The organism is Marispirochaeta aestuarii (genome assembly GCF_002087085.1).
In the GTDB taxonomy this organism is placed as follows: Bacteria; Spirochaetota; Spirochaetia; order JC444; family Marispirochaetaceae; genus Marispirochaeta; species Marispirochaeta aestuarii.
On record NZ_MWQY01000010.1, the window covers coordinates 1 to 23,203 of the forward strand.

At 52.5% G+C, this 23,203-nt stretch carries 21 protein-coding genes; 11 read left to right on the forward strand and 10 right to left on the reverse strand.

Going from position 1 to position 23,203, the window contains the following annotated elements; translation table 11 throughout:
* Positions 1 to 141: 141 nt before the first annotated feature.
* Both B4O97_RS09830 and B4O97_RS09835 read right to left on the reverse strand, forming a co-directional pair.
* Positions 142 to 696, reverse strand: a complete 555-nt coding sequence (locus tag B4O97_RS09830; RefSeq protein ID WP_083050464.1) for a DJ-1 family glyoxalase III — start codon at positions 694 to 696, stop codon at positions 142 to 144.
* Between the two features lie 65 nt (positions 697 to 761).
* Positions 762 to 1,832 (reverse strand): 3-deoxy-7-phosphoheptulonate synthase, encoded by a 1,071-nt coding sequence (locus B4O97_RS09835; protein WP_083050465.1) that lies wholly within the window; start codon positions 1,830 to 1,832, stop codon positions 762 to 764.
* Between the two features lie 120 nt (positions 1,833 to 1,952).
* Between B4O97_RS09835 and B4O97_RS09840 the strand changes: the two genes are divergently transcribed.
* Positions 1,953 to 3,236 carry a glycoside hydrolase family 3 N-terminal domain-containing protein gene (locus B4O97_RS09840; RefSeq protein WP_158084242.1) on the forward strand — a complete coding sequence of 428 codons (1,284 nt, stop codon included), beginning with the start codon at positions 1,953 to 1,955 and terminating at the stop codon, positions 3,234 to 3,236.
* On the opposite strand, the gene B4O97_RS09845 is transcribed toward B4O97_RS09840, so the two are convergent.
* The 8 genes from B4O97_RS09845 to B4O97_RS19500 all read right to left on the reverse strand — a co-directional run bounded on the left by B4O97_RS09845 (position 3,233) and on the right by B4O97_RS19500 (position 9,937).
* Positions 3,233 to 4,954 (reverse strand): AMP-binding protein, encoded by a 1,722-nt coding sequence (locus B4O97_RS09845; protein WP_083050467.1) that lies wholly within the window; start codon positions 4,952 to 4,954, stop codon positions 3,233 to 3,235. The genes B4O97_RS09840 and B4O97_RS09845 overlap by 4 nt on opposite strands.
* A gap of 8 nt (positions 4,955 to 4,962) precedes the next feature.
* Positions 4,963 to 5,769 carry an MBL fold metallo-hydrolase gene (locus B4O97_RS09850; RefSeq protein ID WP_158084243.1) on the reverse strand — a complete coding sequence of 269 codons (807 nt, stop codon included), beginning with the start codon at positions 5,767 to 5,769 and terminating at the stop codon, positions 4,963 to 4,965.
* Entirely contained in the window at positions 5,766 to 6,110 is a 345-nt protein-coding gene (locus B4O97_RS09855) for an arsenate reductase family protein (RefSeq protein WP_083050469.1), read from the reverse strand. Before B4O97_RS09855 ends, B4O97_RS09850 begins: the two co-directional genes overlap by 4 nt.
* A 38-nt stretch (positions 6,111 to 6,148) precedes the next feature.
* Entirely contained in the window at positions 6,149 to 6,409 is a 261-nt protein-coding gene (locus B4O97_RS19750) for an alcohol dehydrogenase catalytic domain-containing protein (RefSeq protein WP_083050471.1), read from the reverse strand.
* A gap of 13 nt (positions 6,410 to 6,422) precedes the next feature.
* The gene (locus B4O97_RS09865; protein WP_083050472.1) at positions 6,423 to 7,724 is read right to left on the reverse strand and encodes a hypothetical protein; all 1,302 of its coding nucleotides are present in this window, start codon (positions 7,722 to 7,724) and stop codon (positions 6,423 to 6,425) included.
* 13 nt (positions 7,725 to 7,737) lie between these two features.
* Entirely contained in the window at positions 7,738 to 8,628 is an 891-nt protein-coding gene (locus B4O97_RS09870; protein ID WP_083050473.1) for a hydroxymethylglutaryl-CoA lyase, read from the reverse strand.
* Between the two features lie 187 nt (positions 8,629 to 8,815).
* Entirely contained in the window at positions 8,816 to 9,463 is a 648-nt protein-coding gene (locus tag B4O97_RS09875; protein WP_083050474.1) for a GntR family transcriptional regulator, read from the reverse strand.
* A 207-nt stretch (positions 9,464 to 9,670) separates the two neighbouring features.
* Complete coding sequence (locus B4O97_RS19500; RefSeq protein ID WP_083050475.1) at positions 9,671 to 9,937, reverse strand: beta-xylosidase family glycoside hydrolase; 267 nt, start codon at positions 9,935 to 9,937, stop codon at positions 9,671 to 9,673.
* On the opposite strand from B4O97_RS19500, the gene B4O97_RS19620 reads away from it, so the two are divergent.
* The 10 genes from B4O97_RS19620 (at position 9,911) to B4O97_RS09925 (ending at position 23,203) form a co-directional block, all read left to right on the forward strand.
* Positions 9,911 to 10,090 (forward strand): hypothetical protein, encoded by a 180-nt coding sequence (locus tag B4O97_RS19620; protein WP_143305635.1) that lies wholly within the window; start codon positions 9,911 to 9,913, stop codon positions 10,088 to 10,090. The two genes, B4O97_RS19500 and B4O97_RS19620, sit on opposite strands and share 27 nt — an antisense overlap.
* A gap of 61 nt (positions 10,091 to 10,151) precedes the next feature.
* A complete protein-coding gene (locus B4O97_RS09885; RefSeq protein WP_083050477.1) occupies positions 10,152 to 11,126 on the forward strand; it encodes a sugar ABC transporter substrate-binding protein in 975 nt (324 codons plus the stop codon).
* On the forward strand, positions 11,123 to 12,604 hold the full coding sequence (locus tag B4O97_RS09890; RefSeq protein WP_083050701.1) for a sensor histidine kinase: 1,482 nt from the start codon (positions 11,123 to 11,125) through the stop codon (positions 12,602 to 12,604). The genes B4O97_RS09885 and B4O97_RS09890 overlap by 4 nt, the downstream gene beginning before the upstream one ends.
* Entirely contained in the window at positions 12,589 to 14,100 is a 1,512-nt protein-coding gene (locus B4O97_RS09895; protein ID WP_083050478.1) for a helix-turn-helix domain-containing protein, read from the forward strand. The genes B4O97_RS09890 and B4O97_RS09895 overlap by 16 nt, the downstream gene beginning before the upstream one ends.
* A complete protein-coding gene (locus tag B4O97_RS09900) occupies positions 14,090 to 15,142 on the forward strand; it encodes a substrate-binding domain-containing protein (protein WP_083050480.1) in 1,053 nt (350 codons plus the stop codon). Before B4O97_RS09895 ends, B4O97_RS09900 begins: the two co-directional genes overlap by 11 nt.
* 136 nt (positions 15,143 to 15,278) lie before the next feature.
* Positions 15,279 to 16,358: a multiple monosaccharide ABC transporter substrate-binding protein gene (chvE, locus tag B4O97_RS09905; RefSeq protein ID WP_083050481.1), complete on the forward strand. Its 1,080-nt coding sequence runs from the start codon at positions 15,279 to 15,281 to the stop codon at positions 16,356 to 16,358.
* Positions 16,359 to 16,434: 76 nt separating this feature from the next.
* Positions 16,435 to 17,973 (forward strand): sugar ABC transporter ATP-binding protein, encoded by a 1,539-nt coding sequence (locus B4O97_RS09910; RefSeq protein WP_083050483.1) that lies wholly within the window; start codon positions 16,435 to 16,437, stop codon positions 17,971 to 17,973.
* Positions 17,974 to 18,017: 44 nt separating this feature from the next.
* Complete coding sequence (gene mmsB / locus B4O97_RS09915; RefSeq protein ID WP_083050484.1) at positions 18,018 to 19,274, forward strand: multiple monosaccharide ABC transporter permease; 1,257 nt, start codon at positions 18,018 to 18,020, stop codon at positions 19,272 to 19,274.
* 189 nt (positions 19,275 to 19,463) lie between these two features.
* Entirely contained in the window at positions 19,464 to 20,885 is a 1,422-nt protein-coding gene (asnS, locus tag B4O97_RS09920; RefSeq protein WP_083050486.1) for an asparagine--tRNA ligase, read from the forward strand.
* A 29-nt stretch (positions 20,886 to 20,914) separates the two neighbouring features.
* Entirely contained in the window at positions 20,915 to 23,203 is a 2,289-nt protein-coding gene (locus B4O97_RS09925; protein ID WP_083050487.1) for an APC family permease, read from the forward strand.

Sequence of the window (23,203 nt, forward strand, 5' to 3'; positions counted from 1 at the left end):
CTTTTTCTCACGGACTGCCCGGCTCTCTGTCAGTGACAGGCTGATCTGGCTTAAGGGGATCAGTACTCCGTTAAAACAGGCGGCGGACTACCTTCCGGCCTATGCCTGGGCCTGAGGTATCCCCAGGGTTCGGGACACTGGCTAATTTTTCTGCAGAGTCCTGGAGTGGATGTCAGCAGCGGCTGCATCTCCTGCCAGGCGGGCAATAATCGCTTCAGAGAACTCCGCCGCCGTACCCGCTCCTCGGCTGGTAATTACGTTGCCGTCGATCACGACCCTCTCGGGACTGAAGTTCGCCCTGGTCCACTCCTTCTCAAATCCTGGGAAGCAGGTAGCCTTTCTCGTATCCAGGATACCCAGGGGATAGAGCACCACAGCGGGGGCAGCGCAGATAGCGGCAATGAGACCGTCTTTCCTGTAAACATCTTCTATCAGCTTTACAGCCTTATCAGAAGCAGCTATGTTGGCGGCTCCCGGCATTCCACCCGGGATGATCAGGGCATCTACTTCCTGACTGAAATCTTCCAGCTTTTTATCGGCGTGGACAATAATATTATGGCCGCCGGTAACCTGTAGACCGGTAACGCCAAGGGTGACGAGATCCAGGCCCGCGCGACGCAGAAAATCTATGGGGGTAACAGCCTCAACCTCTTCAAAACCGTCCGCCAGAAGAAGGGCAACTCTTTTATGTTCCATGTCGTATCCTCCATTTTTGTTGTTGTCTACTCTGGAAAATACAAATAAAACCGGTCAGGCTCAAATCAAATGATCCCGGAAAGGGCCTCGTGGGTTTCCAGGAGCATCCGTTCAGTGGCGTCCCAGCCGATACAGGCATCGGTTATGGAAACTCCGTAAATAAGCTCTGCGGGATTGCTGCCGATGGACTGGCTGCCCTCAAAGAGATTGCTTTCCAGCATAAAGCCGACGACTTCGTTCAGACCCCTCCGGCGGTAGTCGGTCAGGGCCCGCAGAACCCTCTCCTGCTTGAAGGGATCTTTTCCGGAATTCATGTGGCTGCAATCGATCATAACAGCCGGATCTATCCCGCTGCCGGCGAGCATCTCCCGGGCCTCCTCCACATTCTCCTCGTAGTAATTGGGGGCGTCCCTGCCGCCCCGGAGAATTATGTGGTTATTGGGATTGCCCGTTGTGTGCAGAACACAGGTATTGCCTGCCTGGTCTATACCGATAAAACTCTGGGGATGCCGGGAAGCCTCCATGGCGTCCACTGCAAGCTTGAGATTACCGGAGGTACCGTTCTTGAAACCCACGGGCATTGAAAGACCGGAAGCCATCTGGCGGTGGGTCTGGCTCTCGGTAGTTCGCGCCCCGATTGCCGCCCAGGAAATCAGGTCGGCGATATACTGTGGGATGATCGGTTCGAGGATCTCAGACCCCACTGGCATACCCATCTCCGTGATTTCCAGCAGGATCTGCCGGGCCTGCTTGAGTCCCTTTTCGATCTTGTAGCTTCCGTCCAGGTCGGGGTCCGTAATGAGTCCCCGCCACCCCAGCACCGTCCTGGGCTTTTCAAAATAGACCCGCATTAAAAGAAGCATACTGTCCTTTACCTTTTCCTGCAGGCCCTTCAGTCGCTCCGCGTAATCCAGGGCAACCTTTCGGCTGTGAATTGAGCAGGGACCGATGATACCGAGAAGCCGCCTGTCTTTTCCCTTCAGGATATCGACGACCTGTTTTCGGCCCGTGAAAACCGTTTCGTTGCTGGCGGGAGTAACCGGATACAACTCTTTAAGGGCTGCCGGTGAAAAGAGGGGATGGGCTTTACGTATGTGAATATCGGATAATGGATGCAGGGGACTGGCTCCAGCCATGGTTATTCCTTTCCTTGTGTTCTTATTGACAGGTACGTGGCATGGAGTATACCTGTTTTAGTATGGTAAATACAAGCATCCCGATTGCACAAGGCCGGGTCTATGGTTTACAAAAGGTACATGAGCCGATTTCTGCTGCCCCTTGCAGCCGTCCTACTCCTGTTTAGCTCCTGCACAGGTCTGCAGGAATCCACCGCCTCAGCTTCATACCCGATACGGGAGAAGCAGGAAAAGCCTGCACCCTCAGGGGAAGCAGACAGCGCGGCGGATCAGAAAGGGGTTGCAGTAAAGCCGGAACTACCGGCAACCGCTGAAGATGAAAAGAAGCCCGAATCAGCGCCGGACCCGTTGGCTGCATACCTTGACCGGATGGACATAAAGCGACAGATCGGCCAGCTTTTTCTGGTGGAAGTACGGCACCCGGAAACCGGACAGCTCATCACAAGGATGAACGAAGCCTTCCGGGAATGGGCCGCGGATCTTCAGCCCGGGGGATACATCCTTTTCGCCGATAATCTGAGAAATCCCCAGCAGACCAGAGAGCTGATTGCAGATCTCCAAAGCCTGACGACTATTCCTCCCTTCATCGCCCTGGATGAGGAGGGAGGTGTGGTCAGTCGGCTCACCGCAGTTCCCGCCATGGGCGGGATCCCGGTACCATCTGCCCGGGTCATCGGTGCCTCAGGATACACAGCAAAAGCCCGGGAAGCTGCCAGAACCATTGCGAAACAACTCAAGGACCTGGGCTTCTCCGTAAACTTTGCGCCGGTGGCGGATATTCACATTCCCGGAACCGGCGGTACCATGGGTGAAAGGAGTTACGGGACCGAAGCGCAGCTGGTTTCACGGATGGCGTGCGCCTTTTCCAAAACTCTGGAAGACGAGGGAATACTCTCGGTGGCCAAACACTTTCCCGGTCACGGTGCAGCCTACGGTGATTCCCATACAGAGAAAACCGTGCTGGACGCCTCCCGGGAGATTCTGACCCGGCGGGAGATGCTTCCCTTTTCAGCACTAATAAAGCAGGGAATCGGCGGTATCATGACCGGGCACATTATCGTGCCTTCCCTCGATAATTCCGGAAAGCCTGCCAGTCTTTCCGGAATTATCAGCAGGAATCTTCTCAGGGATGAGATGGATTATAATGGACTCGTTTTTACAGACAGTCTGAGGATGGGCGGAGTTACCGCTTTTTATAATGCTGTCGAACTGCCGCTCCTGGCTTTTGAAGCCGGAGCGGATATCCTGCTGATGCCTGTAGCGGCGCTGGAATCCCGGCAAAGACTCCTGGAAGCCCTGGAGACAGGAAGAATCCCGCAGCAGAGGCTCAGGGAATCCCTCAATCGAATAGCCCTGGCCAAAAGAAAATTCCTGTCTCCCGACGATATTACTCCATCCCCCTAAGTACCGCCCTGGTCTTTTCCCTGGTCGGAATCATCATTTCCATGCCGGTGGAGGGCATCGTAGAGAAAGCGTTTTATTTTCTGAGTCGGCGTCTTCTCGAAAGGATCCTTCTGCTCGATAAACTTCCCGATCCTGGAGAAGCTGCTCAGGCGCGCATTCACCGACTTTCGCAGTTCGTTCAGATACTCCCCTATCTCCCGGGGAACATCAGCGGCGGATTCGGCCATGTTGTGGAGATGCTCCTTGAAGGCGTCGTAATTAATATGTATCCGTGCGCTCAGCTCGCCCTGGTCCTGAAACACCAGGGAGTCCTCTACGAAATCAAAGCTGTTGATAATGGACTCTATGGCCTCGGGATAGATGTTCTCGCCGCTGGGTCCCAGGATCATGTTCTTCATGCGTCCCTTTATGTACAGACGACCCTCTGCATCGAAGACCCCTAAATCCCCGGTGTGAAACCAGCCATCCCCGTCGATTACCTCAGCGGTTCGTTTCGGATCCTTGTAATAGCCCTGCATTACGATGGGGCCCCGTACAAGGATCTCCCCCTCCCCGTTTTCCGCATTTGGTTCTGAGATTTTAACCTCGATACCCTCGATGGGTTTACCCGTTGAGCGGGCCTTCATGTTCGGATTGTCAGCCCCGGCAATAAGGGGTGAAGTTTCCGTCAGGCCGTAGCCGATGGCATAGGGGAATCTGGCTTCGATCAGAAAATCCTCTACCTCCGGAGCAAGAGCTGCACCGCCGATACCGAAGAAATAGAGGCGTCCTCCAAAGGCCTTCCTGAGTTTCTTGCCCGCCAGCCGGTTCAGGATTATACGTCCCGGAGTTGTCCCGTGGAGACGCCGCAGCAGTGGACTCTTCCTGAAGGAGGGCAGTACACTTTGACGGTAAAGCTTCTCAATGAGCAGGGGAACCGAGAGAATCAGGTGGGGACGTACTTTTTTAAGGGCCGGCATCAGAACCGTAGCCGACGGCGGCCGCCGCAGATAGTAAACCGCACAGCCCATAAAAAGAGGGATAATAAAACCGATGGTGCACTCATAGGTATGCGCAAGAGGAAGGATGGAGAGCATCGACTCCCCTGCCTGTATGCCGGGTATTACGCTTGTCTTTTCAGCATCAAAAATGATGTTGCGGTTTGTGAGCACCACCCCCTTGGAGTGGCCCGTCGTTCCGGAGGTATAGATAATGACTGCCGGATCATCGGGATTTCCGGTGTAGCTGAAACCCGCTTCCGGCAGAAAATCTTCTCGAGAAAGAGCCTCTGCCGCGGCGATGGATTCGCCTTCCAGGGAGCCAAGGGGCGCAAAAGAGTCTATCAGATAGAGACCCGTGTCCGGGCCACAGACGTCCGCAGCTTCCAGTTTGGGAACCATACGCTTTGAAATAAAACAGGCTTTGATCTCTGCATGTGTAAAAATGGCAGACACATCCTGAGGCGGAAAATCCGGCAGAACCGGGACAACGATCCCTCCAGCGCGGTTTATGGCCATATAGGCAATTCCCCAGTTCGGCATATTTTCGCTCAGAAGTCCTATCCGGTCTCCGGGAGCTATTCCGTCCGAGACCAGCCGGGCGGCAAGCCGGTCCACCAGATCCGTACATTCCGAATAGCTGAGGGGCTCTTCCCCGGCAAAGCCGAGGGCGGGATAATCCGGGTAGGCCGCAGCCGTGTTGAAGAGCACATGGTTGAGCATATTCGCGTGTGTGTTCATACCTTCTCCTAGAGGCTTATCGTCATTTTCAGCCCGGGGACAAAGTCCCCGGTACAAAGCTCTCCCCGGTCCAGAACGCGGCAGTCCATATCCGCAGCCCGCGAAGAGGCTATACTCTCCCGGACTTTTTCCGGAGTATTGTTGTTGTGGGACAGGTGACACATAAAGACCCTGTCCGGCTTCCTTCTATTCTCGCTGATCTCGGATAGAAAATCCACTGCCTGCTGATTGGACAGGTGACCCCATTTTGACGCGATGCGCCGTTTCAGGCTCGCCGGATAGGGTCCGCTTGACAGCATCTCGGGATCGTAATTGGCTTCAAGAAAGAGGACCCGGCTGGTGGATACCAGGTGGAACATTTCGTCGGAGAGCTCCCCGGTATCCGTAAGAACAGTAAAGCGCTCTCCCTGAATGGAAAAACTGTAGGCCACAGGACGATCTACGTCATGAAAGGTGGAGAAAGGAAGGCAGCTGCACCAGGAAAAACTGTGCTCCTTTCCCGGTTGCATTGTGTATAGGCCCGGCAGTTTTCCAACGGAATCAGGCAGGGTCAGACCGGAGGCGGTAAACATTGGTATCTTGAGTCTTCTGCACAGGGCCCCCGCCCCTTTCATATGGTCGCCATGGGTGTGGGTCAGGAAGAGTCCATCCACGGAATCAGGAGAAATCCCGGCCCGGTCCATCCGCGCCAGGGCCTCCCTGACGCTGAAGCCGTTGTCCACAATTACGGACCGTCCCCGGCAGGAAAAAACGTAGGCATTAGCAGAAGAGCCGCTGCCGAGAACGGCATAGCGGACCGCGTTTTTTTCCGTCAACGTTCTTGCTCGATCCAGGCCTGCCAGGTTTCCAGGGCAAGGCCGATGGTTGCGTCTTTTCCGTTCCGGACAACCGGCGTTTTTAAAAGCAGTGGGTTCTCAAGAACTTCTTCTTCGGGATCAAATTCCATATAAGCCATTCCCTTGTCCTTGTAAGCCCTGCTCTCGGGATCGACAAGATTATCCCGCCCAACAGCCCGGGCAATATTCGATAGCTCCCCGGGGGAGATGCCCTTCTCCCTGAGGTCTACCTGATGGGGAGTAATACCCCGTTCCTTGAAAAACCTGACCGCCTTCTGGGTGTTCTTGCACTTCTTTGTGCCGAATATCTGAATTGTCATACAGCTGTATCCTCTATATAAGGATTAGGGAGAGAATATCAGTCTGTGAAGGGGATTACAAGGCGCCAAAGGAAGACTAGTCCTTCTTCCAGGACCGTTCCGGCAGCTTCATGACCTAGAATCATTGGCTCCCGGACAACAAAGGGTCCGATTTTACCGTGCTGGTAGTAGTGAATATCGCTTCCGCAGATACCCACCGCCCCGACGGCGATTCGGACATCCCGTGGACCCAGTTCTTCCTGTATGTCCACGTCCTGAAGGGAAATTTCACCCTTCTTTTGTAAAACCAGCGCCTTCATGGTCTCCTCCCTCTTATTTTTCTCCCCTGGCCAGGGCTACATGGCTGTCCGCCATCTCATATCCCGCCGCCTGGGCACAGGCAGTGTTCAGGTCCAGGGCGGCAACGGCGGTGCAGCAGATCTCCGCCAGGCGCTTTACATTTTCGTTATCATCAGGACTGGTGCCGATTTCTCCACAGCCGAGAAGCTTGAGGGCCTCCCGGGCAGTACCGAAGTTTGTCCCTCCGCCGATGGTCGCGATCTCCAGGGAGGGCATGGAAACCATGAAGTGGAGTCCCCCCTCCACGGCGTCGGCCTGGACAAAGGCGGCGGAGCTCGAGACGACATGGGCCATGTCCTGGCCGGTGGCGGCGAAAAACGCAGCCAGCGCATTGGCGGCGTTTACATTGAAACCGCTTATGGTTCCGCTCAAGGTGGAGCCCAGATAACACTTATGAAAAACCACCCGCTCAACACTCCTGCTGGTCACCCCTTTCTTGAAAACCTTCTGGAGGACCTCTTCGGGAACAAAGACCTCGGCATGAACGCTTTTTCCCCGGCCCTGCAGTATGTTGATATGGGAAGCCTTTTTATCGGTACACAGGTTGCTGGATATGGTTATGAGCTTCCAGCCCTCCAGATCCTTCAGAATCCTCCGGGCGATATCGGCGGAGGCCTTGGTAACGCCGTTCATTCCCATGGCATCGCCGGTCTTGCAGACCATCCTGAGGAAGACTTTTGTTCCCAGCTGATAGGGTTCGATATATTCCAGGCGGACGAAGGGGTCTTTAATCTCCTTGTTCAGCTCCTGTATCAGATCCCTGTCCTCCTGGACACGGATACAGAATTTTTTGGCGGCGTCGATATCGGGGGCCTCCAGGAGGGGCGCCCTGCTCATTCCGTCAAAGGTCACCTGGGTACGGATTCCCCCCGACATGTTTATGGCCTTGACACCCCGCTGCACTCCGGCGACAAGAGCAGCTTCGTTGGTTGCCAGGGGAAGGTAGTATTCGCCTTTTGCATACTCCCCGCTGATTTTAACCGGTCCGGCCAGTCCCATGGGTATCAGGGCGGCCCCGACCTTCATTTCAATTCCCGTAAGAAGGTGCCCCTCCGAGAGTCCGGAGTTATCCAGCCTCGAGTTTTTAATCAGATCGAGGCTGACGCCGGTGCTTTCTTCCGCGACGGAGCAGCGAATCCGGGCTGCATCATGACAGGCATCCTGAAGACGGGATGCATCGGAATCATATACCTCGTTAAATATCATTGTCTCCAGATGCTGCTGCTTTATTTCACCTTCAGCAAACCTGTCCTTTATTTCTTTGAGCTTGTCCACCCTTTACCTCCTTTTAAGCCGTGTGTTCGTAGGCACTCAATCCTTTTGCAAAGTCTCCGGCCTTCGTAATTTTCTCAAGATCTATACCGGTTTCAAGCCCCAGACGGTGCAGCATGTCCACCAGGGTTTCGGTAGCTATGTTTCCCGTAGCCCCCGGCGCATAGGGGCAGCCCCCGAGTCCCCCGGCGGCGGAGTCGATTACATCGATACCTGCCTGGAGGGAGACGAGCACATTGGCAAACTCGATCCCCGAAGCCCGATGAAAATGGGCCGCAAGGCTCGCTTTTTTAAGCTGTTCCCGGACCCTGCTGCCCACCTCGTAGGCAGAAACCGGCCCGGCCATCCCGGTGGTGTCCCCCAGGGATATCTCGTAGGAGCCGTACTCCTCCAGCTTCTTCGCGATATCAACAACCTTTTCTACCGGTATTGCCCCCTCCATGGGGCATCCGTAGGCGGTCCCGATGTATGATCTGACACGTACCCCGTGGGAGGCGGCGTATTCATTTATCCTCTTCATCTCTTCCAGGGATTCTGCGACACTCATGTTCAGGTTCTTGGTATTGTGACTCTCGCTGGAACTCATGATGGTAACGACTTCCTTCAAACCGGCGTCAACAGCGCGTTCCAGTCCCTTGAAATTGGGGATCAGGGCGTTGTAGGTGATTCCCTCCCGCCGACTTATTCCATTCAGTACATCCACGGCATCCGCCATCTGGGGGACCCACCGGGGATGTACAAAACTTGTTACCTCGATGCGGCGGCACCCCGCGTCCTGCAGCATCTCCACAAGCCTGATCTTGTCGCCGGTGGCAATAAAATCCGGTTCATTCTGCAGACCGTCCCTGGGACCCACCTCAAAGATGCTTACCTTTTTAAAATCAATATGGAGATCCGACAATCCCATCTAAATCCTCCCTGTTGTAAGGCATTCTAAAACTGCCCTTCTTCAGAATGCTACTATCATTATCCTGCTGACGCAATTCTATAATGTAAAACCGCCGTCGATTGTCAGAGTCTGGCCGGTTACAAATCCTGCAGAACACAGAAGATCGATAATCACTTCGGCCACATCCCGACGGGCTTTAAACCAATCAGATCATACTATCGCTATGATAGATGTGTTCCCGCATAACCTCTTCCGCAATAAGAGGATCTCTGGTTCGCAGTGCATCGATCAGGCAGTGGTGATTGTCCTTGGGAATCTGATTCTTATGTTCCGTCGCACTGTACTGGGCGCGCTGCAGCAGCCTGAACAGGTTTATTCGGTGGAGTGAATCGATAAGAGACTGATGCCCGGTTTTTCTGGCCATGATCATGTGCATCTCGAAGTGGAGTTCCCAGAACTCCTCTCCCTCGGTATCCCCTGCCTGCTCCATGGCGTCCAGCTTATTCGCCAGCTTTTCCAGGTCGGCGATTTCATCTTCCGTGAGGGTGCGTGTAATGATACGCATAACCTGACATTCGATGGCCTCCCTGAGGGCATACCAGTCCCTGACTTTCTCCTTGGTGATCGGAACAACCCTGGAACCGCGGTAGGGAATGGACTCTACGATGCCGAGGGCCTCGAGGCGCAGCAGGGCTTCCATTACCGGAATCGTGCTGACCCCTGTCTTTTCAGCGAGCTTGCGACGTATAAGTTTTTCTCCGGGTTTCAGCTGTCCGGTAAGAATCATGTCAAAAATCTTTTCATAGGCCTTGTCAGAAGAACTCCGAAAATCGTCCTCAACTTCTATAAGCATCGCATTGCTCCATCGGAAATCTGGTAAATCCGTATCCGTAAATCTACGATAAATAATATATCAGATATACCATAGATTTTACAAGTTTTTTTTATCCGGAAGAACAAACAATGAAAAAAGGGGATTTTATGCCTCAAATTCGAGACACAATCCCCGTTTTTCCATTTCAGGTTCCCATAAGAAGTATAAAAACTGTTTTTGAAGTAATCAATCCTGTTTTACATCTCTATACTCAAAATAATCAAAGTCGGCATACAGACGTTCCCCTGACAGGTCCTGACAACACAGCCCGGAAAAGGCCCCGGTAAAACTGTTTCGCTGCATATATTCATCCGAAAGCACCTTTGAATCCAGGTCAGGACCGATCTGCTGCCAGTCCCCGGCTGAACCATAAGAGTAAAAGAAGCGAAGTATATCGCCATCGATCTCTGCCCTTAGCCCTGCGACATGCTCTCCTTTACCGGCCTCGACCATCGCCGGATCGTGGAGCCCGGGGATTTTGAGCTCATGCTCGGTACATCCTGCAGGGATATTGCGTATCGTTCCAGGATATCACTGTACGGCGAGACACGTTATCCGGGAAAGTACTGGTCCATGGAGAGCGCTGTGGAAATCCTGAGGGAGTAAAGGAATTATAAGTATGTGCGGGTATTATGCCATGCTATAATACCCGCAAATGAAAGCTCCCATGGAAAAATCCCTGCTCTTTATCTTCAGCTCCCTGTTTATAATCTCTTTTATCCTTTCCATTAATGCTATAGTCGATCTTTCGAGCCTGACATCCGGCAGCGAGGAAACGGAAACAGCGGATTACCATTTTGCTTTCTTTCTGCCCAGGGAGTTTTACAGCTTTTTCCGTTCCGTGGCCAGCGGGGCGCAGGAAGCAGCGGAGGAAATGGACTGCGCCTTATCCTTTCATACCATTGGAAACGATTCCCTGGATCTTGAAATGGCCCGCTTCTCCGGAATCGACGGAGTAGTCCTTTACCCGAGCATCAACGAGGAAGAGGCCCGAAGGATTCTTGACGAGTTTGATGATTCCGGCATATCCGTAGTGCTCATAGAGCATACCCTGTCGGACAGCTCCCCATGGCCTTTTGTGGGAACCAATAATTTCGATATCGGAAAAAAAATCGGAAACCTCATCAAGTCCCGCTCAGGCTCCCCCCTTCAGATCGCTGTGGTCTACTCGATGAAGTCCCCGGGAATCTACGCGGAAAAGGACCTGGTCGGACTGGGAATAACCTCGACCCTGGGGCCCCTGCTGGAAACACCCCTGGAAAGCCGGATTACAAATCTGAATCCCCTGGACGCGGAAGAGCTGACCTACGAGATGCTGCTGAACGAACCCTGGATATCCACCATTGTATTTACTGACACCAGCGATACCCTGGCGGCGACCCAGGTGCTTATCGACATGAATATGGTGGGCACCGTACGGCTGATCGGATTCGGAACGGAGGATGCAATCCTGGATTACGTGGAAAAAGGTATTCTCGAGGCTACCATCGCTACAAATCCCTGGGATATCGGCTACAACGCCGTAAAGGTCCTGGTCAAGCAGCAGAGCGAGGGACACATGCCCGGCTATGTGGATACGGGAGTCGAAATTGTAACGGAACGGAACGTCGACCGTTTCAGGAAAAACGGGAGCAGACGGTGAGAGAATCCCTGCGGCTGCAGCTTTTCCTGAATATCTTTCTGGGACTGGGAATTATCGTCATATCCATGTCCTACACCTTTTACAGTTCCATGAAAATCCAGACCATTGTGAACAGCCAGTTCCGCAAAGAGCAGTTTTATCAGAAACTGCAGTATGAGATCTCCGAAGTCAGGGGACCTCTTCTGGATTATCTTTCCAGCAGATCATCCAAAGCCCTGGCCGCCCTCCTGATCCAGGAACAGACCCTCAGGAACATGGTACCCGAACAGACGCCGGTATATAAAAGTTCGTACCGTCTGGCGGAGCGGGAAATCTTCTTCATGCTCACAAACTACCTCGATATGGTGGAACAGGCCATCAACATGAAACGAGGCCGGGCCATAAACGAATACACCCAGATTTATGAAGATATGGAAAAGATGAACGCCCACATCGCCCGAAGAATCGACAGCATCAGCCTCTCGGGAATTCGGGAACAGCTCACCGCCTATGAATCTGTAATAGAAGCTTCCCGGGTTCTCCAGTTCCATAATCTGCTGACAATTATCTTCGCCTTTCTGTTTTCCATAACCTGGATGCTCTTTTCCATCAGCAAGGTTACGAACCCCATGCACCGCCTGGCCCAGATGGCAGAAGAACTCTCCACCGGCAACTTCGACATACCGGATATCCATATTTCCTCCGTCACCGAGGTCAGCGCCGTTGTCGAGGCCTTTAACAACATGAAAAACGATATCCGCCGCTACATAACTGAGATACAGCGGCAAAAAAGCATCGAACAGGGATACATGAACGAGAAACTGCGGAACATGAAAATGGAGCAGCTCCTGAAACGCATGGAGCTGTATACCATGCAGGCTCAGATGAATCCCCACTTTCTGTTCAATACGATAAATACGGGTGTACAGCTTGCAATCATCGAGAATGCCGACAAGACCGCGGCCTTTATGGAAAACCTGGCCACCTTTTTTCGTCACAATATACGGGAGCGCAAGCTTATCGTTCCCCTTCGCCACGAGATTGAAGGCCTGAGGTCCTATTTTTATATTCTGGAAATCCGTTTCCCCCACACCTACTCCTTCAGCCTGGATGTTCAGGAGGACATCCTCGATACCTGTTCCATTCCCGCCCTGATTCTGCAGCCCCTGGTGGAGAATTCCATCATCCATGCCTTCAAGGGAGCCCACACCGGTGGAGAGATAGGTGTCAGGGTAAGGAAAGAAGAGAATATGCTTCTGCTGTCGGTCAGGGATAACGGGTCAGGCATACCCCGGGAAGTCAGCGACTCTCTTTTAAAGCGCTATACCCGGGACCAGGAACATACATCCAAGGTAATGGGTCTCGAGAATGTTATCCAGCGGCTCTACTTCTTTTATCCCCGAAACAGAGAGGTTATTTCCATTGAGAGCGAAACCCATACAGGCACGGAGATTATCATCCGGATTAACCTGGAGGAAGAACCATGTATAAAGTTATGATCGTTGATGATGAAGAGCCGGTTCTGGAAAGTTTTTCCTACATGGTGGAAACATCCTCCGATTCTTTCTCCGTCTGCGGCAAGGCACGCACGGGTTTCGAGGCCATATCCATGGCCTACAACTGCAGTCCGGATATCGTTTTCATGGATATCGGAATGCCGGGAATCGACGGCCTGGACACCATCAAGGAGCTGCAGCGCAACCATCCGGCAACCCTATTTATCCTCTCCACAGCCTACGAACGTTTTGATATTGCAAAAAGAGCAATTCCCCTCAAGGTATTCGACTATCTGGTAAAACCTATTTCCCGCAGCAGGTTTCTTGAAACCCTCATGAAGGCAAAACAGCATCTGGATGAACAGACCGAGATTGCCGCCGCCAGACTGGACAAGGCGCGGATATCAGCCGATTCAATGAGCTGGGAGGAGCGGAATTTCCTGCTTCTGATCAGCTGGAAAAGCCTGACAAAAAGGGAATGGGAAAAATACAAACTGCTCTTTTCTCTTGAATCCGATCAGGCGAGGGTCTTTGTGTTCCGTATCGAGGGACCCGAGGCGGAAGCACTGTCGGGAATCCACAGGGAGATTCACCGCAAGATAAGCCACAAGTATCAGATACTCTCCACCGAATATCTGGGAAGTACGCTGATCTTCCTGCCCGGAGACGAGGAAACCCGGCGGCTGCAAGACTTTCTCGATCTTGTTTTTACCCAGGTTCTCCCCTCCAATGCACAGGTACAAAAAGGACTCGGCGGGCAGCATTCCTATGAAGAATTCTTTCGCTCCTGCGAGGAGGCCCTGCGGGCCCTCAGAGAGAACGATGAGCGGGATACCGGCAGGCACGAGGACTGGGAGGAACTGGGAGAACTTCGAAGTGCCATCGCCAGAGCCGCCTCCTTTGAGGATATCCAGGAGCCTTTTACATCGTACTACGAAAAGGTATTTTCCTCTTCTCCTTTTCCCGTGGCAAAATCGAGAATAATCGCCTTCTTTACCCTGCTCCTTGACGATTTCTACCGCTCCCTGGGTAAAAAGGCTGCCCGCTATATTCTCTTTGATCCTGCCGCCGAGATTACCCCCATCAACGCCAGGAAGGATCTTGATGCCTGGATCTGGAGGTCCCTGCGAACCCTGATGGAGGCCGAACATCAGCACATGGAAAAAAACCTTCCCGCGGTACTGACCCGGGCTCTGTACTACATCCAGGGGAATTACGACCGGCCCCTTCAGCTCACGGATGTGGCTGACTTTTGCGGGGTATCTTCAAGCTATATGAGCAGACTCTTTACAGAGCAGCTCAGTATCTCTTTTATTGATTACCTGACCTCCGTTCGGCTGAAGGTGGCGGAGGAATTACTGCTGGAAAACCGCCTTCCCATAAAGGAAATAGCCTGCAGTGTCGGATACCAGGACCCCAATTACTTCAGCAGGATTTTTCGGAAACAAAAGGGCTTTTCTCCAAGCACCTATCTTCAGGAGCATAGCGATGAAAAATAGGATACCCGGAATATTTTCCCTTCTGATTCTCCTGATGCTTCTATTCTCCTGCAGCAGGGCACAGAAAGAGGATGCCGGAATGGCTGACCGGAGAATCATCATTGGTTTCTCCATTGCCACGGATACATTCATTCTTGAACGATGGAACAAGGACATCAAGATCTTTACCGGAGCGGCAAAGGAGCTGGGTGCGGAGGTTCTTTTCCAGCTCTCCGCAGGGGGAACCAGGGCGCAGATCGACCAGATTCGCTACCTTCTGAAACAGGACATCGATATTCTGGTTGTGCTGCCCCATGATACATCCATGCTGGCCGGTGTCATCAAGGAGGTCAACGATCAGAAAATTCCGGTTATCGCCTACGACCGACTGATTCAGGGAGTACCGATATCCGCCTACGTATCCTTCGATAATGTGGAAGTCGGCAGGCTCTTCGGAAGGGCCCTCACCCGGAAGGTACCCCGGGGAAAATATCTGATCGTAAACGGATCGGTGAGGGACAATAACAGTTACCTGGTAAACCAGGGTTTGCACGAGATTCTGGATCCCTACATAGAATCCGGCGCGGTTTCCATTGTGGACGAGATCTGGCTCGAGCAGTGGAGCGGAGACGAAGCCACCGCTCGGATAAGTGAAATACTGGAAAGGACCACCGATATAGACGCCATATCCGCCGGGAACGACCAGCTTGCAAACTCTGCGATTCAACTCCTCGCAGAACGGCGTCTGGCAGGAAAGGTCGCTGTAGTCGGACAGGATGCCGATCTGCTTTCATGTCAGCGGGTTGTTGAGGGCTTGCAGCTCATGACGGTATATAAGCCCATCAGCAGGCTTGCCACCCGTGCAGCCCAGATATCCGTCGCCATTGCCCGGGGAGAAGCTCCCGAGCCTGACAGACTGGTGGAGAATGGAAGCAATACCACAATCCCCTACTTTGTCGAGATGCCGCGGGCAGTTTTCAAGGATAATATGGAAGAAACCATAATCAAAGACGGATTTCATTCAGCGGAAGATATTTATAGAAACAGATCAAGAGAAAATTGACATCAATATTCTGCTATCCGGTTCAGCGAAATTAGTCCCCATAAAAAAAATAGACAGACATTGTAATAAGAATCCTGTATCGAAGCATTGGAAGCGATCATACAATTAAGAAAACATATTCTATAAGGAGAGTTGTATGAAAAATGCTCTACGAATCGGAGTTCTCTGTGTACTGCTGGTTCTGCTTGCTTTTCCGATCTTCGCCGCCGGCGGACAGGAAGAGGGGACGGCCAAAAAGGTCGGAATCCTCATGCCGACCAAATCTCTGCAGAGATGGAACCAGGATGGTCAGTACCTGAAATCTAAACTTGAAGCCAAAGGCTACAAGGTCGATCTTCAGTATGCCAACAACCAGGTTGCCACTCAGGTTTCTCAGCTGGAAAACCTCGTCACCGCCGGGAACAAAATCCTGGTAATCGCTTCCATCGACAGTACCGCCCTTAAAGGCGCTCTGGCACAGGCGAAAAGTGAGGGCTGCCTGGTAATCGCCTACGACCGTCTGATTATGGATACAGAAAACGTAGACTATTACGCTACCTTCGACAACTATAAAGTAGGCACGCTTCAGGGCAATTTTATTGTTGAGGAGCTGGGACTCAAGAGCGGAAAAGGTCCGTACAACCTTGAGGTATTCGGCGGCTCCCCGGATGATAACAACGCCTACCTTTTCAATCAGGGTGCCATGGACCAGCTGCAGCCCTACATCGACAAGGGCCAGCTCGTGATAAATTCCGGCCAGACTGAAATGAGTGTCATAGCAATATCTGCCTGGAAAGCCGAAGGCGCTCAGGCCCGTATGGATAACCTTCTTACCGCTTACTATGCCGACAAGAAAGTTGACGTTGTTCTTTCCCCCAACGACAGTCTTGCCCAGGGAATCGTGGCATCCCTTAAATCAGCAGGCTACGGCACTGCATCAAAACCGTATCCGGTCCTTACCGGCCAGGACTGCGACAAAATCAACGTAAAAATGATGATCAACGGCGAACAGTCAATGTCCGTGTTCAAGGATACCAGAACCCTTGCAGAACGGGTGGTTACCATGGTGTCGGAAATAGGCGAAGGCAAAAAGGTTACCGTCAACGATACTGAATCCTACGACAACAATGTAAAGGTTGTTCCATCATTCCTGTGTGATCCGGTTTTTGCCGACAAGAACAATTACAAGGAACTTCTGATTGATTCCGGATATTACACCATTGATGAAATAATGTAGACCTGACTCTATTTTTCTCAATAACCGGTACAGCTGCCAGGAGCGTCTGTACCGGTTATATAAAGGATTCAAGCACATGTCAGAAAACATACTTGAGATGCGGAACATAACCAAAATTTTCCCCGGCGTTAAAGCCCTGGACAATGTAAGTTTCGAAGTCGGCAATGGAAACATTCATGCCCTGGTTGGCGAAAATGGTGCCGGGAAGTCCACCCTGATGAATGTATTGAGCGGCATCCACCCCCACGGAACCTATGAGGGCGAGATTTATTTTGAGGGCAGGGAATGCAGGTTCAAAAACATCAAGGACAGTGAAGAACTTGGAATTGCCTTTATCCATCAGGAACTCGCCCTGAATCCTTTTATGACCGTTGCGGAGAATATTTTCCTGGGAAACGAACGACAGAAAAACGGAATCATAGACTGGGAAACTACGGCTGAAGAAGCAAAAAAATTGATGAAAATGGTCGGATTGAACATCCACCATGATGCATTGATCAAAGATATTATGGTCGGACAGCAGCAGCTGGTGGAAATTGCCAAAGCCCTGGGAAAGAACTGCAAACTGCTCATTCTGGATGAACCGACTGCGGCGCTGAATGACAGGGATTCCCAGAACCTTCTGAATCTGCTGGTCGAGTTGAACAGGACCCGGGGACTGTCCTGCATAATCATTTCTCATAAATTGCACGAGCTGACTCAAATCTGCAATCGCCTTACGGTTCTGCGGGACGGTCAGACAATCACAACCATGGAAAAGGGTGATGCGGAGATCAGCGAGGACAATATCATCCGGCACATGGTGGGGCGAAAACTGACCAATCGTTTCCCTGAAAGAACGCCCAATATCGGCGAGGTAGCCTTCGAGGTTCAGGACTGGAAGGTCTATGACCCCCTGGATGACACAAAAGTCGTCATCGATAATGTCAGCTTCAAACTCCGCAAAGGAGAGATAGTCGGATTTTCCGGACTGATGGGCGCCGGACGGACGGAACTTGCAATGAGCATTTTCGGCAAAATGTACGGAAGAAACATCGAAGGCAAGGTCATAAAGAACGGAAAGGAAATTGTCCTCAACCGGGTCAGGGATGCAATAGAAAGCGGAGTAGCCTATCTTTCAGAGAACAGAAAAGAGGACGGTCTGATACTCATCAGCGACATCAAGGAGAACATTACTCTTTCAAACCTGAACAAATTAAAAAAGAACGGTGTAATTGATCTGAATATAGAAATTAAAGTAGCTAATGAATACAAAGAGGCGTTGAATATCAAAGCCTCAAGTATTTTTCAGAAGGCCGAAAGCCTTTCCGGCGGGAACCAGCAGAAAGTCTGTGTGTCCAAATGTCTTTTCACCGATCCGGATGTGCTCATTCTCGATGAGCCCACCAGGGGAATAGATGTGGGAGCCAAGTATGAAATATACAAAATCATCAATCAGCTTGCCGACGAAGGAAAGTGCGTCATGTTCATTTCTTCCGAGTTACCGGAAATACTCGGAATTTCGGATCGTATATATGTGATGAATGAAGGCAGAATCGTGGACGAAATGCCGGCAAAGGAAGCGAGTCAAGAGAAGATCATGACAAGCATTGTCCAGAGCTCAAGCGGCCGGTAAGGCCTGCGGAGAAAACAGAAGAAAACCAGGAGAGGTATCCTACGATGAATGAAGGGACGGCTGAGATCACCAGAAGCAGCAGCATCTTTGAACAACTTAAGATCGTATTCAGACGTAATCTGCGCCAGTATGCAATCCTGATGGCGCTGATTGCCATTATAATAATCTTTCAGATTGCAACAAACGGTATTCTTTTAAAACCGATCAATGTATATCGTCTGATCGGACAGAACAGCTACATACTCATTATGGCCATTGGAATGACTCTCTGCATACTGACGGGAGGAAATATCGACCTGTCTGTAGGTTCGATTGTCGCCTTTGTAAGTGCCTGCTCTGCCCTGTTCAGCGTAACCTGGGGATTGACACCGGGTCTGTCGATCATTCTGGGTCTGCTCATGGGTCTGCTCGCCGGGGTCTGGCAGGGGTTCTGGATCGCCCATGTGAAGATACCCTCTTTCATAGCAACCCTTGCAGGCATGCTCCTGTTCAGAGGTCTGAACAACCTGATTCTTAACGGTCTGACCATTCCCCTGCCCGATTTATATATTACCGTCGCTTCCGGTTCGATCCCCGATTTTCTTGGCGCAGCCGGACTTCAGATTCCGAATTTTGTTACCGGTTCCGGGGTCCTGCACGTAACCACAATCGTCATTGTATTGATTGCATCCCTTGTTCTCGTACTCTTCATGTCCCTTGACCGAAAGAGCAAAGCCGCACACGGTTTTGTTCTGGGGTCTTTTACCGCATTTATCCTGAAAATCGCCAGTCTTTTCCTTATAATCAATCTGTTCGGTCTCTGGCTCGCCGCAGCCAACGGATTCCCCTATGTCCTGTTTCTGCTGGTTACCCTGATAATAGTATATTCCTTTATCGCGACCAAGACTGTTGCAGGACGACATGTCTATGCGGTGGGGGGTAACGAAAAAGCCGCCGCCCTGTCGGGTGTAAACATCAAGCAGGTCATGTTCTGGGTATATGCCAATATGGGACTCCTTGCCGGTCTTGCGGGAATCGTCTTTGCCGGAAGATTGAACGCCGCATCCCCCCTTGCGGGAAAAGATTTTGAACTCGATGTTATTGCGGCCTGCTTTATCGGCGGAGCCTCCATGAAGGGAGGCGAAGGAACCATAATCGGCGGAATTATCGGCGGACTGATCATGGGTATTCTCAATAACGGTATGTCAATCCTAGGATTCAATATCTTCATTCAATCCGTTATCAAGGGGCTGGTATTGCTTGCGGCTGTTTCTTTTGATGTGTATTCAAAATCAAAAACGACTACAAGAACTGCCAAGTAAGCCTCTTGACCGGCACCGGTGTATTGTCCCGGGTGGACTGAGGCTGCAGTCTGCCCGAGGTTAACATACAGAACCTCCTTTAATTGAACGGGCCACAGCGTTGCTGCGGTCCGTTCTCTTTTTTCTCTTCTTGACCCGCCTCTGCTCCTGTGGTATCTCTTAAACCGATTCTTTCCAAGGAGGAACCTGATGCCCGAAGCGAACCAGACTCCCACACCATCTGTAAAAGATCTCCTTTCCACCCCGGCAAGCAATCAGCCGACAGTCCTCAACGCATGGGTCAGAACCAGGCGGGATTCAAAGAACCTCGTCTTTCTGGCCCTGAGCGACGGCTCCTGCCTCAGCACAATTCAGGCGGTGATCGACAAGGAGCAGGGAAGCTGGGACGAGAAGCTCCTTGCAAAGGTGAACACCGGTGCCGGAATTCAGGTTCAGGGAAGCCTGACGGCATCTCCGGGATCCGGACAGGCCGTTGAAATCCAGGCCACCGGGATCAGTCTTTACGGAGAAGCCCCCCAGGAAAGTTACCCGCTCCAGAAGAAGCGCCACTCCTTCGAATTCTTGCGGGAGATAGCCCATCTTCGCCCAAGGACCAACACCTTCGGGGCTGTGGCCAGGGTACGCAATGCCATGAGTTTCGCGATTCATCGTTTCTTTCAGGAACGGGGCTTTTTTTACGTTCACACCCCGATAATCACCGGGGTCGATGCGGAAGGTGCGGGACAGATGTTCCGGGTCACCACCCTGCCGCCGGAGAATCCGCCCCGGAAAGAAGGAAGCACCGACTTCAGCCGTGACTTCTTCGGGCGGCCGACCTATCTGGCCGTAACCGGGCAGCTGGAAGCCGAAGCCTATGCCCTCTCCATGGGCAGGGTCTATACCTTCGGCCCCACCTTCCGGGCCGAGAACTCCAACACCACCCGGCATCTGGCGGAGTTCTGGATGATCGAACCGGAAGTCGCCTTCTGCGATATCAACTGCAACATGGACCTGGCAGAGGATTTCCTCAAGTTCATTATTTCCACCGTACTCGAGGAATGCCGGGAGGATATGGCCTTTTTTAACCAGTGGATACAGAAGGGAATAATCGACGTCCTTAAAGAGGTGGTCACGAAAAAGTTCGCCCGGGTCAGCTATACCGAAGCCATGAAAGAGCTTGAAAAGGCCCAGGACTCCGGAAGCGCCTCTTTTGATTTTCCTGTTCAGTGGGGTGCTGACCTTCAGTCGGAGCATGAAAAGTTCCTGACCGAGACGGTATACAAGGGGCCTGTTATCGTTACCGACTATCCCAAAGAGATCAAGGCCTTTTACATGAAGCAGAACGGGGACGGTAAAACCGTCCGGGCAATGGATGTCCTTGTTCCCCGGCTGGGAGAGATAATCGGCGGTTCCGAGCGCGAGGCGGACCTGTCGAAACTCGAAGCGCGCATGGATGAGCTGGGGATGCACAAGGAGGACTACAGCTGGTACCTGGAGCTGCGCAAATACGGTTCCGTGCCCCACTCCGGCTTTGGTCTCGGCTTCGAACGGCTTATCCAGTACATTACCGGAATGCAGAATATCCGCGACGTGATTCCCTTTCCCCGGACCGTGAAGTCCGCAGAATTCTAAACCGGCCCGGGCCGAATACGGAGGCGCCTATGGGTTTACGGGAACGAGGGGTTGAGCTTCTTCAGCACATAAAGGGCTGGTCTAGGAAGCTCGATAAAAACAGGAGACCCCTGGACGGCAGTACTGTAATCACCGCCGAGTTCGATCCGCATGCTACCGGGCAGTCGGAGGAGGCCCGGCTCCGGACCCTTGGTACCTTCGGGGGAGTCTTTACCCCCAGTTTTCTGACTATAATCGGTGTAATCATGTATCTGCGTTTCGGCTGGATCGTCGGAAACGCAGGTTTATATGGAACCCTGGCAATCGTATTTCTGGCAAATACCATAACCTTCATAACCGCCCTGTCCGTATCCAGCATCGGCTCCAACGAGCGCATGGAAACCGGGGGGGCCTATTTCATGATCAACAGGGTCCTCGGATTTCTGCCCGGTGGAGCTGTGGGGATTCCCCTCTATCTGAGCCAGGCACTCTCCATTGCCCTGTACATCATAGGTTTCTCGGAATCCCTGGCAAACGTCGTCCCTGCCTGGGATATCCGAATCATCGCTCTTGCAACCCTGGGATTCCTCAGCCTGCTGGCTCTGATCGGTGCCGCCTTTATGGTAAGGATTCAATACATTATCCTGAGCCTCATTATCCTGAGCTTCGTCTCCATCGCCGCCGGGTTCCGGCCGGTCTTCTCCAATCTTGAACCCTCCTATCTGGAGGGTGTGAGCTTCTGGGGTGTGTTTGCCGTATTCTTTCCGGCGGTAACCGGAATTCTTTCCGGTGTATCCATGTCCGGAGACCTCAAGAACCCCGGAAAAAGTATTCCCAGGGGGACCCTTGCAGCGGTAGCTGTGGGCTTTATCGTCTACCTTCTGGTTCCCGTCATGCTTGCCTTCTCGGTGGCCAGGGATGATCTTTTTGCATCCTCTTCTCTGGTTGCCGCATCCCGCTGGCCTCTTCTTGTTACCCTGGGGGTATTCGGCGCCACCCTGAGTTCCGCCATAGGAGTCCTCCTCGCAGCCCCGAGGACCATGCAGGCCCTGGGCTCGGACGGCGCCCTGCCGCGGATCTTCGGTTCGGGGGTCGGAAAAACCCGGGAACCTATACTCGGACTTTCCGTTTCGGTATTGATTGCCCTGGGGGCAATCGTCATGGGTAACCTGAATGCGGTGGCGGAAGTACTGACCATGTTCTTTCTTACCACCTACGGTGTCCTGAACCTGGCGGCGGGAATGGAAAAACTTGTAGGGAACCCCTCCTTCCGGCCCTCCATCAGCATTCCCTGGTGGATCAGTTTCATGGGGGCCGCGGGATGTTTCGGTGTCATGTTCCTGATAAACACCCCCGCCACCCTGGTCGCCCTTGCCCTGGTGGTGCTGGTCTTTTTTCTGCTGAGTATCCGTGCACGGAATCTGGATCCCGGAAGCCCGGGTATATGGGAAGGGTTCTGGACAGGGCTCTTCTTTACCGTCTCCCGCAAGCTCGCGAAGACCCGCAGCCGTTCCGGAAAAAACTGGCGGCCCCTGATTCAGATTTTTGCCGCGGAGATTGCCAGTCATGCAGAGATAATAAGCCTGGCGGCCCTCTTTACCCGCCACAGCGGGGCCCTGGCGATCTATGCCGTACGGGACCCGGCTTCTCCCCAGTCAAGGGACGAGATGCAGCATGAATTGGATTCCTTCAATGAAACCCTGCATCACAGAAACATCTTTACCACCATGGTGGAGACGAGGAACCTCTTCGACGGAATCCTTATCTCCTCCCAGTCTGCCGCCTTTGCGGGAGGAGCCTACAACACGGTCATGCTCGGTTTTCCCTCCGGCACAAAGCAGGACCGGGATTATGCCGGGCTGCTTATGGGTTTAAGCTCCCTGGATAAGAACATCCTCCTGTTCAAACGCGGAACGATTTCCTGGCACTTCAGCTCCGACCCGGTGATTGTCTGGTGGGGAGGACAGGAGCAGAACGTCCGGCTCATGCTCTTTCTGGCCCATCTTGTTCAGCGGAACTCAGCTCAGCACAAGCGCATCCGACTGGGAACCATAGTCTCCAGCGAGGAGGACATGCCCGCAGCAGAGGCCAGACTGGCTTCCACCCTGCAGGAGCTGAGGATGCAGGGCGAGATTTTCATCGTTCCGAACCCGGAAAAACGTCAGTTGTGCGATGTCATTGAAGAAAACTCCAGGGAGAGTTCCCTGGTACTGCTGGGAATGGCCAAACCCCGGGAAGAGACCCTGGGCAGCTATCTGCCGGGTCTGCGTACAATCGCCGGGGACCTTCAGAACCTTCTGTTCGTCCTGAGCAATATTCCCGAACAGGAATACGAATAA

Coding starts and splice junctions, on each gene's coding strand:
- B4O97_RS09835 (WP_083050465.1), bottom strand. CDS start 1,832: ATGGCTGGAGCCAGTCCCCTGCATCCATTATCCGATATTCACATACGT.
- B4O97_RS09830 (WP_083050464.1), bottom strand. CDS start 696: ATGGAACATAAAAGAGTTGCCCTTCTTCTGGCGGACGGTTTTGAAGAG.
- B4O97_RS09870 (WP_083050473.1), bottom strand. CDS start 8,628: ATGGGATTGTCGGATCTCCATATTGATTTTAAAAAGGTAAGCATCTTT.
- B4O97_RS19500 (WP_083050475.1), bottom strand. CDS start 9,937: ATGGTCGAGGCCGGTAAAGGAGAGCATGTCGCAGGGCTAAGGGCAGAG.
- B4O97_RS09845 (WP_083050467.1), bottom strand. CDS start 4,954: ATGAACACACACGCGAATATGCTCAACCATGTGCTCTTCAACACGGCT.
- B4O97_RS09910 (WP_083050483.1), top strand. CDS start 16,435: ATGTCAGAAAACATACTTGAGATGCGGAACATAACCAAAATTTTCCCC.
- B4O97_RS19620 (WP_143305635.1), top strand. CDS start 9,911: ATGCTCTCCTTTACCGGCCTCGACCATCGCCGGATCGTGGAGCCCGGG.
- B4O97_RS09875 (WP_083050474.1), bottom strand. CDS start 9,463: ATGCTTATAGAAGTTGAGGACGATTTTCGGAGTTCTTCTGACAAGGCC.
- B4O97_RS19750 (WP_083050471.1), bottom strand. CDS start 6,409: ATGAAGGCGCTGGTTTTACAAAAGAAGGGTGAAATTTCCCTTCAGGAC.
- B4O97_RS09840 (WP_158084242.1), top strand. CDS start 1,953: ATGAGCCGATTTCTGCTGCCCCTTGCAGCCGTCCTACTCCTGTTTAGC.
- B4O97_RS09925 (WP_083050487.1), top strand. CDS start 20,915: ATGGGTTTACGGGAACGAGGGGTTGAGCTTCTTCAGCACATAAAGGGC.
- B4O97_RS09895 (WP_083050478.1), top strand. CDS start 12,589: ATGTATAAAGTTATGATCGTTGATGATGAAGAGCCGGTTCTGGAAAGT.
- chvE (WP_083050481.1), top strand. CDS start 15,279: ATGAAAAATGCTCTACGAATCGGAGTTCTCTGTGTACTGCTGGTTCTG.
- B4O97_RS09885 (WP_083050477.1), top strand. CDS start 10,152: ATGGAAAAATCCCTGCTCTTTATCTTCAGCTCCCTGTTTATAATCTCT.
- B4O97_RS09900 (WP_083050480.1), top strand. CDS start 14,090: ATGAAAAATAGGATACCCGGAATATTTTCCCTTCTGATTCTCCTGATG.
- mmsB (WP_083050484.1), top strand. CDS start 18,018: ATGAATGAAGGGACGGCTGAGATCACCAGAAGCAGCAGCATCTTTGAA.
- B4O97_RS09855 (WP_083050469.1), bottom strand. CDS start 6,110: ATGACAATTCAGATATTCGGCACAAAGAAGTGCAAGAACACCCAGAAG.
- asnS (WP_083050486.1), top strand. CDS start 19,464: ATGCCCGAAGCGAACCAGACTCCCACACCATCTGTAAAAGATCTCCTT.